10 protein-coding genes and 3 pseudogenes are annotated in these 16,120 nt (G+C 71.0%); 9 read left to right on the top strand and 4 right to left on the bottom strand.

All coding sequences use genetic code 11. From position 1 onward, the window contains the following. Positions 1 to 13 precede the first annotated feature (13 nt). The 3 genes from OG896_RS32080 to OG896_RS32070 all read right to left on the bottom strand — a co-directional run bounded on the left by OG896_RS32080 (position 14) and on the right by OG896_RS32070 (position 5,770). On the bottom strand, positions 14 to 2,050 hold the full coding sequence (locus OG896_RS32080) for a carbohydrate binding domain-containing protein (protein WP_329370910.1): 2,037 nt from the start codon (positions 2,048 to 2,050) through the stop codon (positions 14 to 16). A gap of 98 nt (positions 2,051 to 2,148) precedes the next feature. After that, a complete protein-coding gene (locus OG896_RS32075; protein WP_329370908.1) occupies positions 2,149 to 4,644 on the bottom strand; it encodes an RICIN domain-containing protein in 2,496 nt (831 codons plus the stop codon). A 289-nt stretch (positions 4,645 to 4,933) separates the two neighbouring features. After that, entirely contained in the window at positions 4,934 to 5,770 is an 837-nt protein-coding gene (locus tag OG896_RS32070) for a helix-turn-helix transcriptional regulator (RefSeq protein WP_329370906.1), read from the bottom strand. A gap of 441 nt (positions 5,771 to 6,211) precedes the next feature. Here OG896_RS32070 and OG896_RS32065 point away from each other — a divergent pair, with 441 nt between their 5' ends. The 3 genes from OG896_RS32065 (at position 6,212) to OG896_RS32055 (ending at position 11,628) form a co-directional block, all read left to right on the top strand. Further along, a complete protein-coding gene (locus OG896_RS32065; protein WP_329370904.1) occupies positions 6,212 to 8,194 on the top strand; it encodes a hypothetical protein in 1,983 nt (660 codons plus the stop codon). Between the two features lie 399 nt (positions 8,195 to 8,593). After that, complete coding sequence (locus tag OG896_RS32060) at positions 8,594 to 9,655, top strand: lamin tail domain-containing protein (RefSeq protein ID WP_329370903.1); 1,062 nt, start codon at positions 8,594 to 8,596, stop codon at positions 9,653 to 9,655. Positions 9,656 to 10,362: 707 nt separating this feature from the next. Further along, the gene (locus OG896_RS32055; RefSeq protein ID WP_443057276.1) at positions 10,363 to 11,628 is read left to right on the top strand and encodes a PP2C family protein-serine/threonine phosphatase; all 1,266 of its coding nucleotides are present in this window, start codon (positions 10,363 to 10,365) and stop codon (positions 11,626 to 11,628) included. Between the two features lie 169 nt (positions 11,629 to 11,797). On the opposite strand, the pseudogene OG896_RS32050 reads toward OG896_RS32055, so the two are convergent. Further along, a pseudogene (locus OG896_RS32050) lies at positions 11,798 to 12,016 on the bottom strand (DUF5655 domain-containing protein); the annotation flags it as partial. Between OG896_RS32050 and OG896_RS32045 the strand changes: the two are divergent. The 6 genes and pseudogenes from OG896_RS32045 to OG896_RS32020 form a co-directional block, all read left to right on the top strand. Continuing rightward, positions 12,000 to 12,116, top strand: a pseudogene (locus tag OG896_RS32045) (pirin family protein); the annotation flags it as partial. The pseudogenes OG896_RS32050 and OG896_RS32045 overlap by 17 nt on opposite strands. A gap of 124 nt (positions 12,117 to 12,240) precedes the next feature. Continuing rightward, positions 12,241 to 13,176 (top strand): hypothetical protein, encoded by a 936-nt coding sequence (locus OG896_RS32040; protein ID WP_329374605.1) that lies wholly within the window; start codon positions 12,241 to 12,243, stop codon positions 13,174 to 13,176. Further along, entirely contained in the window at positions 13,073 to 13,648 is a 576-nt protein-coding gene (locus OG896_RS32035) for a hypothetical protein (protein ID WP_329374403.1), read from the top strand. The genes OG896_RS32040 and OG896_RS32035 overlap by 104 nt, the downstream gene beginning before the upstream one ends. Next, complete coding sequence (locus OG896_RS32030; protein ID WP_329370899.1) at positions 13,645 to 14,010, top strand: hypothetical protein; 366 nt, start codon at positions 13,645 to 13,647, stop codon at positions 14,008 to 14,010. Before OG896_RS32035 ends, OG896_RS32030 begins: the two co-directional genes overlap by 4 nt. Before the next feature lie 206 nt (positions 14,011 to 14,216). Next, a pseudogene (locus tag OG896_RS40505) lies at positions 14,217 to 14,916 on the top strand (DUF5655 domain-containing protein); the annotation flags it as partial. A 413-nt stretch (positions 14,917 to 15,329) separates the two neighbouring features. Then, a complete protein-coding gene (locus tag OG896_RS32020; RefSeq protein ID WP_329370896.1) occupies positions 15,330 to 16,112 on the top strand; it encodes a DUF4253 domain-containing protein in 783 nt (260 codons plus the stop codon). The last annotated feature ends 8 nt before the right edge of the window (positions 16,113 to 16,120 follow it).

Raw genomic sequence — 16,120 nt, 5'->3', positions numbered from 1 at the left:
CGGCGCGGGGCGGTCAGCCCCCCGCGGTGACGGACAGGTCGTCGCAACTGGACCGGCCGGCCGAGGGCAGGTAGCAGAAGACGGTGGCGCTCGTGTCCCCCGCTCCCGTGGTGAACGGCGCGGACAGCCGGGTCCACCCGGTCGCGGTGGTGGAAGCCGACACCTGGGCGCCGCCGTGGTTCTTGACGCCCAGCCAGGTGGGTGCGCCTGTGGTGCGTACCCAGCCGGTGTACCGGTAGGCGGTGTTCGGCTGGAGGCCGGTGACGGTGTACTCGGCGGTCGCCGCGCCGCCGGAGGGGGCGTTCAGGGACAGGTCGTAGGCGCCGCTGTGCGCCGCCGGGTCCTGCGCGGCGGTGGCGCCGCGGGTGCTCCAGCCGTTGAGGTTGCCGGCTTCGAGGCCGCCGTCGGGCAGCAGGTTCGGAGCGCCGGCCGAGGGAGCCGCGGCGGAGGCGCCGATGTTGGGGGCGGCGGTGGGCGACACCGCGACCCCGAAGTAGTCCCGGCCGCCGTTGCCGCGGACGGCCGCGCCGATGCCGGCCACCGGGGAGCCGGCGCACAGCCGGTAGCCGGTGGCGCCGCGGATGCCGCCGGCGTCGCCGGGGTCGCAGAAGGCCGGATCGGCGGTGGTTCCGCCCGGGTCGGACGGGAGGCCGCCCAGGTTCACGAAGTCGTTGTGGTGGAAGGTGTAGCCGCCGGACCGCAGGTTGAACGAGGCGCTTCCGCTGCCTGACTTGACCACGATGTTGTTGCTGAAGGAGACCTCGCGCGGGGTGGTGTTGTTCTCGTTGACCACGGTCTGGGTGACTCCGGGGCCGATGTAGAGGGTGTTGTTGTACACCCGCATGCCGGACACCGCGCCCGAGCAGTTCTCGAAGCCGCGGTAGGAGTCGTCCTGGCTGATGTTGTAGCGGACGACGGCGTCGGACGTGCTTCCGTCGGCGTTGCAGAACAGCATGAAGCCGCCGTCGTTGTCGTGGCTGTAGTTGTACTGGTAGACCGTTCCCGCCGTCCCCTGGTCGACGTCGAAGGCCATGCCGTCGTTGGTGCCGGCCCCGCCGGAGACGTCGTTGTACTGGAAGACGGTGCCGTCGGCGTCCCACGGCCAGATCCCGGCGTCGTATCCGGTGGGCTCCAGGTGAAAGCCGGCCAGGGTGTTGTACTGCACCAGGGAGTTGTCGGCGTCGATGACCACGATGCCGTCCCCGCCGATCCGGTGCAGGGTGTTGCCCTGGATCACCAGGCCCCTGGTCGGGTGGCGCGGCTCGGGCATGTCGGTCGGGTCGTTGACCGCGGCGTCGTTGCCCCAGGTGGACCATTCGGTGATGCCGCTGCGGTCGACGTCGTCGACGGTGTCGTCCTGGATCACCACGCCGTCGAACCAGGTGGGCGTGGTGGTGCCGTGCACCTCGAAGTCGATGCCGGCCGAACCGTCGCTGCCCTTGGTGGTGTCACCGCGTATGTCGTGGACGTACAGGTGGGACAGCAGGTAGTTCCGGGCCGCGCCGATGTCCTGGGCCACCACCTCGACGCCGCGCCGGTTGGTGCCCGGGGCGGCCTGGTCGGTGATCTCCAGGTTGGTGAGCTGGATGAACTGCTCGTTGTACAGGTAGACCGCGTTGGGGGCGCCGTCACCGTCGACGACGGCCCGCGCGGAGGACGTTCCGTAGTCGGAGATGGTGAACGGAGCCGCGGCGCTGCCGGAGCCCTTCGGGGAGAGGGTCCCGGTGCAGGTGGTGCCGCGCATGAGCCGCAGCGCCTCGCCGGCGTGGTAGGTGTGCGCGTTGGCATCAATGAGCGAGTTCCACGGTCTGCTCAACGTGCCGTTCCCGTCCGTGGTCGCCGCGCAGTCGACGTAGTACGACCTACGGGTCGGGGCGATCACCGGGCGCAGTGCGGCGCCCGCGTGGGAGGAGCCGACCGGCAGCGCGGCCGCGGGAGGGTGAGGCGTGGTCGGCACGGTGGCGGCCGACGCTTGTGATGCCAGGACGAGTGGGGTCGCCAGGGCGACGGTCAGGGCGCCGAGAATCGCCGCTGCTGCGCGTGCGGACATGCGCGTTCCTCCGATGGGGGGAGAACTCCCCCGGCGCTGGTGCGCCGGGGGCCTTGCCGGTTGAGAGGCCCTGCCGAGCGCCTGCTCCTCCCGCGGATCTACTCGATGGTCCACTGCTGCAACGCCGAACCCGTGTCGGGTTGTTGGGTCACCGGCGCACCGTTCGCGGTCGAGGCGGTGGTCAGCAGCAGGCCGCTGTTGACGCTGGTGAGGGTGTAGGCGCCGGAGAGGAGTTCGGTCACCCGCCAGTCCAGGTTGACGCTGCTGGGGCAGGGCCACTGGATCACGGTGGTGCCCGGCGTGGTGAAGCCCCCGTTGTCCGCGGCGCATTGGCCCGAGGAGCCGTTGGTGAGGGTGTACGAGCCGTCGGGCAGCCGGGTGAAGGTCCAGCTCTGGTTCTGCCCTCCGGTCAGCGCCGAGGTGTCCAGCTGCGTCCCTTCGGCCTGCGAGGAGTCCGGGTCCTCCAGCGCCTGGCCGGACAGGCTGACGGTGTGGGTTCCGCTCAGGTCCGCGGCCTGCGGGTTGACGGTCCAGGCGAACCTGGTCGAGCCGCCGGCCCGGCCGGAGGAGGCGGTCACCGTGGCGGTGTAGGTGCCGGCGGTGGTCGGCGTGCCGGTGATCAGCCCGGCGGAGCTGATCGTCAGTCCGGCCGGCAGGCCGGACGCCGCGTAGCTGAGCTTCCGGCCCGCCGAGTCGGTCGCTGCGACCTGCACCGAGGTGGCGGTGCCGACCGTGGCGGTCTGCGCGCCGGGGGTGTAGACGCTGACCTGCTCCGGACCCGGAACCGGCCCGGCCCCGGTCAGCGACAGGGTCTGCTCGGCGGCGGACCGGCTGCCGCCGACAGCGTCACCGGTGCGGTCGGTCCAACTGCGGGTCGGGGTGGTCTCGGCGAGCCGGCCGGGCTGCGCGGACATGCCCAGCACCAGCTCGCTGTACCGGTTGACCAGCCGGTAGGTCCCGGTGGGCTTGCCGGTGCGGGGGTCAGTGCCGGCCACGACGAACCACTCCTGGCCGACGGTGGGACCGCTCCTGCCGACCGTGGTGACGGTGGGCCCGGTGCCCCAGGCCCGGCTCGCGGTCGAGCGGGAGTCGACGCCCAGCGCCTGGCGGGTGGCGGCGTTCACGATCTGGTACGAGCCGTCGCCGTTGCTGACGAAGGACCAGTCCGCCCGCTCGGAACGGCGTCCCGCGGTCAGCGAGGTGGTGGCCGAACCGCCGGAGACCTGCGCGAGCACCCGGCCGGTGCCGCTGCTGATGCGGTAGCTCTCGGCCGGGTCGACCGGAGGGGCGGCGGGAGCGCTGGAGTCGATCGTCTCGTTGGCGTACTCACCGTCGGAGTGGGAGCAGGCGATGGCGCAGTACGACCGGAAGGACTTGCCGACGATGGTGGAACTGGTGTTGTTGGCGCTGTCGAGGAACCAGCGGTACCAGGAGCCGGACGTGTAACCGCCGGAGTCGCCGATCAGGTGCCACTTCTGCGTGGCCAGGTTATCGGTCGCGTAGTACTTCTGCGGCTGGGTCGTTCCGGCGGCCACCGCGGGCTCGCCGACGTACAGGCCGAGGTAGGCGTCGTAGGTGATGTTCATGATGAACAGCGGTGACTGGTCGGGAAGTTCGCCGGCCGCTATCTGCTGGTCCACGGTCCCGGTGTTCTTCGGGTCGTAGTCGTCCGCCACCGGGGTGTAGCCGGTCGGGTCGGCCGCGGTGACCGGCTCCAGGTTGCTCTCCCTGCCCCCGACGCCGGGCTGCGACCAGGAGCCGTCGAACCACTTCTCCCAGCTGCCGGTCGCCATCTTGCCGGAGATGGGTGCGCGCGCGACGTTCTCCAGGCCGCCCATGCCCCCGCCGACGCCGCCCTTGGGCACGATGCGCGAGCCGTAGTAGACGTAGAAGTAGCCCGACGCGGTGTCCACGTAGAACCGCTGGTCGCCGTCGCCGTAGTCGTAGGTCTGCTGGGGGAACGTGGCGGTGTCACCGCGGGTGGTGCGGTAAGGGGACGTGATGGCGTGGCCCTTGATGCTCCACACCTTCCCCTGGTCGGTGGAGACGGCGTAGTCGATGGAGTCGTAGTGCAGTCCGTCGCCGAAGGGCTGCGGGGTGAACTCGTTGTGCACCAGGCCATACCAGTCGCCGGTGTCCGGGTCGACCCAGACCCCGAGCAGGTCGCAGTAGTTGGCCTGGGAGTAGCCGGAGCCGGTGGGAGCCGGCGTCGCCTCCCGGCCGGTGGGGCTGTTGTTGCAGCGCCAGGTCGTGTCGTTATTGGCGTCCTTGGCGTCGGCCGGGTTCACCGCGGTGTCGAGCGTGGTGTCCGGGGTCGCGCTGTCGAAGTCGGTCCCGGTGTAGAAGCCCCATTCACGGGGGTCGGTCGCGCCGTACAGCGAGTGGGACGACTGGAAGTAGAACGTGCCGTTCTTGTCGATGTAGCCACTGGCAGGCGTGTCGTCCGCGTAGGCGTACGGCTTGGTCGAGCCGATGCTGACGGTGTACGAGGCGGCGGCCGGCGCCGGTGACGCCACGGCCGGCAGCACGGTGCCGACGGTGAGGAGCGAGGTGGTCGCGGCGACGGCCGCGAGCGCCCTTCGGAGGCGTGGCAAGGGTGGTCCCTTCTCTGGGGCCCCGCCCCGGCACCGGCAGGTGACCAAGCGGGCAGCCAGGGCGGGCAGGTTCGCTGCGTGCGGTACATGGGCAACCGGACACCGCGGCAGGAACGCTGCGAGCAGAGCCCTGGATGATCGGAACTGCTTGGACAATGGCAGTTCCGCGCAGGGCCGCTCACGCAGGGACAGCTTGGAGTCGGGTGCGGCGCCTGTCAAGACAGCCGTCAGGAGCGCACCGGCCCCACGCGCGGCCAGGGCCAGGTGCGCGCCGGTCCCGGCCGTCCGCTCAACAGCGCCGCTGCTGCCTGCGGAAGACCGACGGCGCGACTCCCACCTGCCGGGTGAACACCCGGGTGAAGTAGGCGGGATCGGGATACCCGACCTCACGGGCGATGCGGGAGACCGGACTGTCGGTATCGGCCAGCAGCGCCTTCGCCCGGTCGATCCGACGCCGCATCAGGTAGACCGTCGGGGTGGAGCCGGTGGCCTCGCGGACCGCCACCGCGAGGCTGTCCCGGGAGACCGCCAGCTCCCTGGCGATCGAGCCGATCCGCACCGGCCCCTCGGCGTTGTCCAGCAGGCGCAGGGCGCGCAGGCCGAGGTCGCGCCGGAAGCGGCCCGGCTCGGCGGACTTCCGCCGGCCGGTGCCCACGGCGTTGATCAGCGCATGGAGCGAACTCGTGGCGGCCACATGGCCGCTGAGGGACTCCGGCCGGGCGAGCAGGTCCAGCAGCCGGACGCACTGGGCGAAGGTCTCCGCGGCGTCCGCCGGTTCGACGACCGGGCAGGCCGCGCCGAGATATCCCAGCTCGGCGTAGCTCCTGGCCGCCGGCCCCTCGAACAGAATCCAGTACTCGTTCCAGCCGCTCGCCGACGGGCCGTAGCGGTGGCGCACGCCGGCGGGCAGCCAGAGGAACGATCCGGGCCGCACCCGGTAGCGCCCGGGGTGGCCGTGCAGTTCGAGGGAGCCCGACCCCTGGTACACCAGGACCCCGGCGTGGCAGTTCAGGGCGCGTTCGACCCGGGAAGGGGGGTGGTCCAGAATCCGGCCGGCGCCGGTCACGGCGATTCCCAGCGCCCGCACCTCCTCCGGCGGCGTGCGGTAGTGCGCGACGGAATCCACCCGACCACTCCTGTCGACAATCGTCCAAGTCCTTGCCGCATCCGTGCATTCCCGCGAGGCAGGGTGCGCGTGGAGCATGTCGGCATGAGCACCGGACGCCTCGACAGGGTCCGTTCGACCGCCCCACCTCCCACGGTCACCGTCCGGACAGCGGAGACCGTGGGCCCGGCCGGCCGGCACCCGCCCCTTCAAACCGACCGCGCCGCCCGTCCAGCCGGGGGTTCCCACAGGACAGCCGAGAATTCCCACGGGCGGAATCCGACCCGCGAGCGAACAACACCTCCTCCACATCCGGCCGGTGAGCTGCGGCTCCCTCCGAGCCGCCCTTGACAACTTAGCAGCCAAGCAACACGATCCCTGGGCAAGACCGGCTCGGCCGAGCCGGTGGTGACAGGACCGCGGCGTGGCCTCCCGCCCGGTTGCGGAGTGGAGGTGAGCCGCATGGGGACGCGGTACGTCCTGCGGGTCCAGGCGGACCCGGCCGACGAGCCAGCGGCGGTCGCCGCGCGGATGGTCGCGCTGGCCGAGCGGACCGGCGCCGACGAGCTCTGCGTCTTCCTGTTCGGCATGGAGTTCAACGACGGCAACGAGCCGCTCGACCGGATCGGCCACTGGCTCGACCGCACCCGGCCGTGGCGCGAGTCCCTGCGATCCGCCGGCATCGCGGTGAGCCTGAACCCCGGCCATACCCTCGGGCACTGCGACTGGGGGCGCCCGCGCCGCGACGACTGGCAGCCCATGGTCGACCAGCGCGGGACCGCCGCCGACGTGGTGGTCTGCCCGCTGGACCCGGGGTGGCGCGCCTACTTCGCCGAGACCCTGCGCCGCTACGTCGCCGAGGACCTCGACGCGGTCTGGATCGAGGACGACATCCGGCTGCACAACCACGAACCGCTGGACTGGGGCGGCTGCTTCTGCCCGCTGCACCTGGCCGAGTTCGCCCGGTCCTGCGGCACGCGGGCGACCCGCGACGAGGTGGTCGCGGCATGCACCGCACCCGGGCCGCCCCACCCGTGGCGCGAGCTGTGGCTGGACATGTGGGAACGCACCCAGCTCGAACTGGTCGGCACCTGGCGGAAGATCGCCGCCGATCACGGGGTCCGCCTCGGACTGATGTCCTCCACCCCCGAGGCGCACGCGGCCGAGGGACGGCGCCGGCCGGACTGGCTGCCCGGATTCGACCTGCACCGGCCGCACTTCTGGGGCTACTCCGACGCCGGCGCCGAGGCGCTGCCCACGTACGCGGCGCTGCTGGACGCCCAGCGCGCACAGCAACCGCCCGGCCTGGTCAGCTATCCGGAGATCGAGTGCTGGCCGTACGGGCAGTGGAACAAGTCCTACCGGCAGACCTTCGCCCAGATGGCGACCGCGCACATCCTCGGCTGCGACGGGCTGGCGATCAGCCTCTACGACTTCCTGACCAACCACCCCGACGACGACCCCGGGCGCGCCGCCTTCCTCGCCGAGGTCCGCCCGGCACTGGACTGGCTGGCCGACACCTTCGACACGTCGCTGCGCACCGTCGGGATCGGTGTGCCCTGGTCACAGGAGACCGGCCGGGCCGCGCGAACCGGCGACGGTACGAAGGGCGACTGGCGCGCGCTGGCCGTACCGCACCGCGAATGGGCCGGCTGGCTCGGCGCGATCGGCCACGCCGTCACCCTGAGGGGCGACGCGCCGGTCAACGCGGTCGCGGGCGAGTCCGCGTGGGCGTACGACGACGCCACCGTGCGGGGCTGGCTCGCCGGCGGTCTGCTGCTCGACGGCACCGCGGCGCGCGTCCTCGCCGAACGCGGCTACGGGGAGCTGATCGGGCTGAACGGCGTGCGCCGGCTGGGCCCGACGGACCCGCTGCCGGTGCGCGAGGTGTGCGAGGACCCCGACTTCTCGCTGCGGGTGGGCGCGATGATCTCGGTCGACCCGCACATCAACGGCCACCCGCCGGTCGTGACCGGTGAACCCGTGCCCGGCGCCCGGGTCGCGAGCCGGATCGTGGACGGCGCGGGCCGCCCGGTCGGCCCCGGTCTGGTGCTGCACCGCAACACGCTGGGCGGACGGGTCGCGGTCTGCCCCTGGCCTGCCACCACCGCGGTGCGGATGACCCCGCAGCGCGCCGCGCAACTGTCCGCCGCCGTCGACTGGCTCGGCGCGGGAACCCACGCCCGGGTGTCCGGCGGTCCCTGGCTCACGCCGCAGGTCCTCACCGACGGCACGCGCTGGCGGCTGGTGGTGTGGAACTCCGGGCCCGACGAGGTCGACGCCGTCACCGTACGGCTGCCGGCCGGCATGCCCGCACCGGCCGGCGGCGTACAGATCGACGCTCACGGCCGGCGCCGTCCGATCGGGTACGCCGCCGGCGCCCTCGACCTGCGCCGTCCGCTGGGCCAGTGGGAGTTCGCGGTCCTCACCGCGGAACGCCCCTGATCCGCGCCCCTGCCAGAACGCGCCGCACAGATCGTCCACGGTGGCAGCGGCGCGGCCGCTACGGCTACGGCTACGGCTACGGCTACGGGCTACGGGCTACGGGCTACGGGCTACGGCACGATCAATTCGCGGTGGGCCCGGCCCACGGTCCCATGTCCCGGAAATACGCGGATTCACCGGTGAACTTCGAAGAATCCCTGCACCACCCCGTCTACGCGCATATCTTGGGGCTTGGGCGCCCACGTACCCGCCCCCCCGGGCCGGACGCGCCGTCATGTCCCTTGCAGGTGAAGGAGAACCACGGTGTCGCGCCCTTCGGAGGCCACGCAGCCTCACTCCATACGTACGCGTGCCGACGTCACGGCGGCGAAATCCCGGCTCCGGCTACGCAGGAGCGTCGTGCCGATCGGAGTGGCCGGCGCCGTCGTGCTGGCCGGTATCGCGGTGCACTCGGCGTCCGCCACGCCGTCCTCCGACGCCGTGATCGCCGAAGTGTACGGAGGCGGCGGCAACTCCGGCGCCACGTACACCAACGACTTCATCGAACTGGCCAACGCCGGTGCGTCGACGCTGGATCTGAGTGGCTACAGCGTGCAGTACCTGCGCGGAACGCCGGCCGCGACCTCCACGTGGCGCGCCACACCGCTGACCGGCACGCTCGTCGGGGGCGCCCGGTACCTGGTGCAGGAGTGGGCCAACACCGGCGGCTCCCTTCCGCTCCCGACCCCCGACGCCACCGGCACCATCAACCTGTCCGCCACGGACGGGACCGTCGCGCTGGTCTCGGGCACCTCTCCGCTCACCTGCCTGACGGCCGCCGCCTGTGCCGCCGACCCGCGGGTCAAGGACCTGGTGGGCTACGGCAACGCTGTCGTGCACGAGGGCAGCGGCCCGGCCGTCGGGGCGAGCGCCACCACATCCGTGGCCCGCGGCGTCCTGCTCGGCGACACCGATGACAACGCGGCCGACTTCACCCCCGTCCTCCCCACTCCCGAGAGCTCCACGGGCAACGGTGGCGGCACCGACGGTGGAACCGGTGGCGGCGACGACGGCGGGACCGTGGGCGTCACCGGCGGCGCCGACGACGGCGGCACGGTGGGCGTCACCAGCGGCGGCAACGACGGCGGCGGCAACACAGGCGTGACCGTCGGCGTGGACGAGGGCGCGATCAACGGCGCCACCTCCGGAGACGACGGCGGCACGGGCGGCATCACCAGCGGCGGCAACGACGGCGGAACCGTGGGCGTCACCGGCGGCGCCGACGACGGCGGCACGGTAGGCGGCAACGACGGCGGCGGCAACGCAGGCGTGACCGTCGGCGTGGACGAGGGCGCGATCAACGGCGCCACCTCCGGAGACAACGGCGGCACGGGCGGCATCACCAGCGGCAGCGACGACGGCGGAACCGTGGGCGTCATCGGCGGCGCGGACGGCGGCGGCACCGGGGGCGCAACCGGCTGACGGGGCCGTACGCCCGTCGCTCTCCGCCCGCTGTCGCCCGGCTCGGCGCATGCTCCGCGACCATCGACAGGGTGCGCCGCGCCATGGGACGGCTGGTCACACGCCGTCTTCGACGCACTCCCCGGCGGGAGCGTCACCGGACGGACCCGGAGGTCGCCCTCTCCCGCCGGGGCGACCTCAAGGGTTGTCCGCCCGGTTCCAGGGCCGCCCCCGTGCCTGGGCCGCCGGTCTTCCGGCGGCGGTAACGGGCGACCCTTCGTACCCTCGACAAAGGCCCGCAGATCCTCGGTATGTACGTACGTACATACGGAATGCGGATTCCCCTTTGGAGGGGTGATGGCGGTTCGGCGCCGACTCATCGAGCGGTCCCCGCGGCAGGTGTGGGCCCCGAGACTCCGGTCAGGGGCCCTTGCCTCGCCTCGTCGACCGCCCACCCGGGCGACGGGGTCCACGGCGCCACTCCCGGTGCCAACGCCTCCCGCGCCGCTCCGCGGGCCCCACCACCCGAATCACGAGCGGCGCCGCCCCACGCGTACTGCGACCGGCCCGCTCCTCCCCGCAATGAACCAGGGCCGGCCCGCCGGCTCAGCACTCGCGCCGGGCAGGCCGGCGCCGCCTTCGTCGTAGCCTGGTCAGGAACGGCGCTGTCCTAGCCTCCCGCGAAGGGGGAAACCGTGGACACGGACCGAGAAGCCGGTGGGCGGGCCATGCTCGCCGACCTGCTGGACGCCAGCCACCTCATGCCGCTCGACGCGGTCGCGGACAAGGCGAGCGAGTTCGCCCGGGCCGCCGGCTTCACCGACGTGCTCATCTACGTGGCTGACGTCACCCGATATCAGCTGCACCTGCTGGCCGGAAAGGACGGTGCCCCGCCGGGGAGCGACACGGACATCCGGATCGAGGGCACCGCTGCCGGCCGGGCGTACCAGTACGGGCGCTCGATGTCCGCCGTGCCGCACGAAGCGGAACAGACGGAATGGTGGCTCCCACTGGTCGACGGCACCGAACGCCTGGGGGCGCTGCGCGTGCGTTCCGCATACGACGACGACCGGGCCCGTGAGGACGCCGACCGCCTCGCGGCACTGCTCGCCCTGCTGATCGTCGCCAAGCGCACCTCCAGCGACACCCTGGCCCGGCTGACCCGGACGGAGCCGATGACCATCGCGGCGGAGATGGCGTGGAACCTGATGCCGCCGAGCACGTACGCCGACGGACGCGTCGTGATCTCCGCGGCGCTGGAGCCGGCCTACCGGATCAGCGGAGACGTGTACGAGTACGCGCTCGACGGTCCCCTGGTGCATCTGACCCTCTTCGACGCGATGGGGCACGACACGGCCGCGGGGCTGTGCGGGGCGCTGGCGCTGGGCGCCTGCCGCAACTCCCGCCGCCAGGGGGCCGGGCTCGTCGCCAAGGGCGAGGCGGTGGAAGCCGCGCTCGTCGATCAGTACGAGCACCGTCGGTACGTGACCGGAATCCTCGCCACCCTCGACACCCGGACCGGTGTGCTGAGCTGGATCAACCGCGGCCACCATCCGCCGATCCTCATCCGGGGCAGCCGCTGGAGCAGCCATCTGCAGTGTCCCCCCGGGCATCCCATGGGCACCGAGCTGGGACTGCCCACCACCGTCTGCCGCGAGCAACTGCAGGCGGGCGACCGGATCGTGCTCTACACCGACGGCATCACCGACGCCCACCGCCCCGGGGAGAGCGAGTTCGGCGTCGAACGCTTCACCGACTTCCTCATCCGCCGGCACGCCGACCAACTGCCGGTCCCGGAAACCCTGCGCCGCCTCATCCAGGCCGTCATGGACTACCACGACGGAGACCTCCAGGACGACGCCACCGTGTTCATGTGCGAGTGGCTCGGCCCCAGCGTGGACGACACCGCACCGGCGGCAGCCCTGACCGGCCTGTCGCTCACCGAGCAGCCGCCGGCCCGCCCGCCTGACGGGCGCGGCCGATCCGAGGTCTGAGAGCGTACAGCGCCGAGCGGCCGTAGGGGCGCTTGCCGGTTCGCCACGGCTCGCCGAGCGGCATGAGGACATCCGCGCCGACGATGCCCATGTAGCGCTCAAGGTCTCGCAGCACGACCTTCTCGAAGGCCAGGCACTCGCGCTCCAGTCACCGCTACCCGCGGTCGGTAAACTCGACGACCACTGGGCTGCCGTTCTCGTCCAGCCCCAGGGTGTCAATCCGGCCCCGGTGCCATGGCCCCGTCGGATACTCCGACGCCAGGAAGCGGATACCGAGCATCGCCTCCATGGCCGCCTCGATCCGCCGCTGCAACTCCACCTCCAGAGCCACCGTCGACCCGGGCAACTCGACATCCCGCCCGTCTGCGTTTCGCCCGGACTGGCACACCGGTGACCGCTTCGGCGAGGTCCACGGCTACGACGGAGACCGCCTGCTCTCCCCGGACCTCCCGCCAACTCCCCTGAAGGCGCGTGGGCGTGAGCGCTGACCTGTTGTTTCCGTGACGCTCCCGACCCGCCCGGCGCCTCCCTGTCGAGCGGGTCGGGGGTCGGCTCGCGTCCGCCGACGGGCTTGGGCTCGCCAACTTCCACCTGCACCAGTCGTCCTTGGGCGTGAACGGGGAACTCGGCAAGAAGCTCGACCCCTCACGGCTGCCCACGCGCGCGGACCGGCACCGCGCGTTCCTGGGGCACGTGAAGAACTCCCTGCCCACCAACCCGCTCGCGCCGACGCGGGTGCGCCGTCGGCACCCGAAGATGCTCCCCGACGGGGCGCGGGACAAGCTCCTGGCGGTGGTGAACGCCGCCCGCGACCGGCTGGTGGTGACCTGGCCGGCCGACGGCGGCCTGCGGATCGGCGAGCTCTGCGGGCTGCACCTGGTGGACCTGCACCTACGGGAGAACACAGCCTGCGGAGAGTGCCGCGCCCCGCACGTCCACCTCTGCCACCGCCCCGGCAACCCGAACCGCGCCGAGACAAAGACCAAGCTCCCCTGGCGCATCGACGGCGGCACGGTGACCGGCGGACTGATCAAGCAAGTCAGCCCGGCGGTGGTGCACACCTATTTCGATTACCTCACCTGCGGCGAGTATCCGCGCGAAACCGCCGGGCACGGCATGCTCCTGGTCCAGCTCCACGGCAAGAACTCAGGGCAGTCATGGGCACCGGTCGGGACCCGACGGATGCTCGGCCGCGCCGGGAAGCCCGCCGGGCTCGGCATCGTGAAACCCCATGCCTTCCGGCGTAACTTCACCTCCGCGGTACCGACCTCACCGGCTGGGAAGATGCCGACGGCTCTGCAGAAGTCCCCGAAGACGTTTTCGAGCGGATCTGGGCCGCCGCTCGACTTCGACTCGCCTCAACCGGATCATCGACGAAGCACGAGGAGACACCGTGATCTCGGACCACCAGCAGCAGCTTCGCGAACGGTTCCTCGCAGCCCCGGTGATCGCACTGCCAGCTCCCTGGCGCCCGGTCCTGGACCGGCGCACCCCGGTCGGCGGCCTGCCCGGAATTGGCTTCGCGCTGGCACCCGACACCGGGCATGACCTGGTCATGGTGGTCTCCTTCGACGGACACGGACTCTTCGACGCCACCACGGGCGAGAAGATCGCCCGAGACCGCGATCCCGACCCCGACCCCGACCCCGACACGAGTACCCCGGACGCGGTTCCTGACCTCTCCTGCCCAGGGCTGAGGCCGATCGCCGGAACCCGAGTGCCCATCGCCGGGCTCCTCGGGGGCGGGTTGCACAGCACAACTGCTGACGGCTGGACGCTGGAACTGATCAGCCCGGAGTGGCCCAACGACCGCGTCCTGCTCTCCGCAGACGGCGGCATGCCTCACAACGGACCACACGCAGAGAAGTGGTGGCACATTTTCCACTCCGACTACTCGACGCTCCGAGCCGCAGGCTTCTCTCCCTCCGGACGAACCCTCGCAGTCGCCACTAGCAGTGACCCCACACTCTGGACCCGACCGGGAACCGAGACGAAACCCCACGACGGGAAACACACATGACCCGCGATGAACTGATCGTGATGCTCAGCGGCGACACGACAGTCCATGCCATGGCCCGAGCCGCCCTGGCAGAGGGCGACTTCATCATCTGGGACGGCCTGGTCCCCGCGGCCGAGCTTGCCGGCATCTACAAGGCGCGACTTCACCGCACCCTCAGGCGCGGCCAGAAGACGCTCGCCCTCAGCGAAGCAGTCGACACCCTGAAAGGCGCTCAAGACGCCCTCATCCGGATCGGCCGCATCGACACAACCGACCAGACCTGGGCCTTCATGCTGTTCCTCGACGCTACGGCGACCACCCTGCTGGCATGCACAGGTGTCCTCCGCACCGCACCCGAAAAGCCTGACATCTCCGCTCGTTGACGGCGTCGGCGAGTGCGCTTGCCGAAAAAGCCGCCTTCTCCATGCTGACTACGTTGCGATGTCACACCGCGACTCCACCGCCGCCGGGCTGTACCGCGACACCACTCAGACGAGCTACAAAGAAGTGCATCCGTCACCATGACGGACATGTAGTCCATGGATCATCGCAGTTCAGAGCCGGTATTCGAGCTCCTGCGGTCGGTAAAATCGACTACAAGAAGGGCGCCGACAGCGGGGTTCTCTCGCAGGCGTCCTCGTACCTGTCGTGGCTGTGTTCCGCCCGTCACGAGTTCGAGGCGCTGATGCGGAAGCGACTGGGTTCCGCGGCGGTCGAGGAGATCGACTGGCGGAACGCGCGGGCGGTCTGCATCGCCGGCGACTTCTCCCGGCATGACCGGGTCGCGGTCTACGACAACCGAAGACGGGTGGACCTGGTGCGCTACCGGGTCTTCGACGGCGGGCTGCTGAGCCTCCACCTGATCGAGTCCTCACCCGCGGCTGCCGGCCCGGGACGGCAGCGTAGCCGGGAGAAGCAAACAACGGTCGGTGCCGGAGACCGGCTCCAGAGGGTCGGAGACGGCGTACCGGCCGGGCTGCGGGATCTCTACGGCGAACTGGACGAGACGTTGACCGCGTGGGGCGAAGTGGAGGTGACCCAGCTTCGCCACTACATCGCGTACCGGCGGATGGTGAACCGTGTCTCGGTCCTCTTCCGCCCCTAGTACGGGGTGATCCTGATCTATCTCACCCTCGACCCGGACACGGTCAGGCTGGAGGAGGGCTTCACGCGCGACATGCGCCGGCATCGGGCACCTGGGGACAGGTGACCTGGAGGCGCGGATCGCGTCAGCGGCCGACCTGGAGAAGGCGAGGCCACTGATCCGCCGGGCGTTCGAAACGGCCTGACGGCAGACAGCACCACTCCCCGCGGAAACCCCGACCCCGTCTCCCCCGCGACCACCAACGCAAGGGGATCGCCGAGTTCCGCAGCACCTGTCGTAACAGCGTGCGCTCATCAAGAAACGATGAGTCCGCGCGCAATCTCGGACACCGCCGATCGTCGGAAGGTTGCGCCGCCTGCAAGAGCGCCGAGTTCGGCCGACGTACTGCTGCTCGGCCGACAGCCTCTCGTAAGGACGATGAGTTCCGTACTACCTCGTCGGCGACCGGCATCAGATAAGCGCGTTGCGACCCCTCGCAGGGGCGATGAGGTTCGCGGGCCAACGCCCGCCGGTCGCTGTCCCTGGTCTAGGGTCTGTTGCGAAAGTGGATCTTGATTCCCACCCGTGATTGTCAGAGGCAAGGTCTACCGTCGGGCCGTGACGTTTACTCTGCCTGACGGTTTGCCTCCCGGGCGCTCAGAGCCTGCTGGTTCGGCGGGAATATGGGTCTCGAACGAGCTGCCCGAGGACATCGAACGATTGTGGGGCCTCCTGCTGGAGAAGCAGGAGGCCACCGGGCTGTTCCCGCTGCTGTGCTGGCCTGGTTCGCCTGCTCGGTCACATCTGGCCGAGGCGGATGCGATTCGCCTGGAGTGCGTACTGGACGCCGGCTTCGTCGCATACCGTCGGCGGAGGCTGCCGTTCTGGTCGAACCCCACGCCCGAGGAGGTTCCCGAGGGAGTCGAGCCTTGGCCGCACGACCCGGGGCCGCCGTTTGAGAGCTGGCCCGGACTGGCGCCGCCGGTGGCAGTGGAGGCAGACAGCCCTTCCCCAGCACAGGCCGCCGGGTGCACGGTCGCCCACCTCCTTGACACGGGATGGCATGAGTTCAAAGACTGCCGTCTTGCCCTCGTCCCTGCCCGGCGCAGCGCCGATCTCCCGGCGCTCCTGGAGTGGTCGTCGGAAGCCCCGGTGCCTCTGGTGTCTGCCTTGTTGCGCAGCTGGGAGGACCGGTTTGGTGCGCAGGTGGTGTCGGCCTGCCGGAACTCACTACGTGTCTCGGTTGCCCGACCACCCCAGAATCTGCAGGACGCGGAAGTCCTGGCGTGCGAGCACCTGTTGTCCACCGCACAGAGCATCGTAGATGACCCGGCGACGACGTTTCCCGACTACGCGGCCAGTCTGGTGGGGCGATCCGACTGGTGGTTCTGGTGGGATTAGGGCGTATC

The sequence above is a fragment of the Streptomyces sp. NBC_00669 genome, from assembly GCF_036226785.1.
Taxonomy (GTDB): domain Bacteria; phylum Actinomycetota; class Actinomycetes; order Streptomycetales; family Streptomycetaceae; genus Actinacidiphila.
The sequence above is the reverse complement of the archived record's forward strand: the minus strand, read 5'-3'. Positions and strand labels throughout refer to the sequence as shown.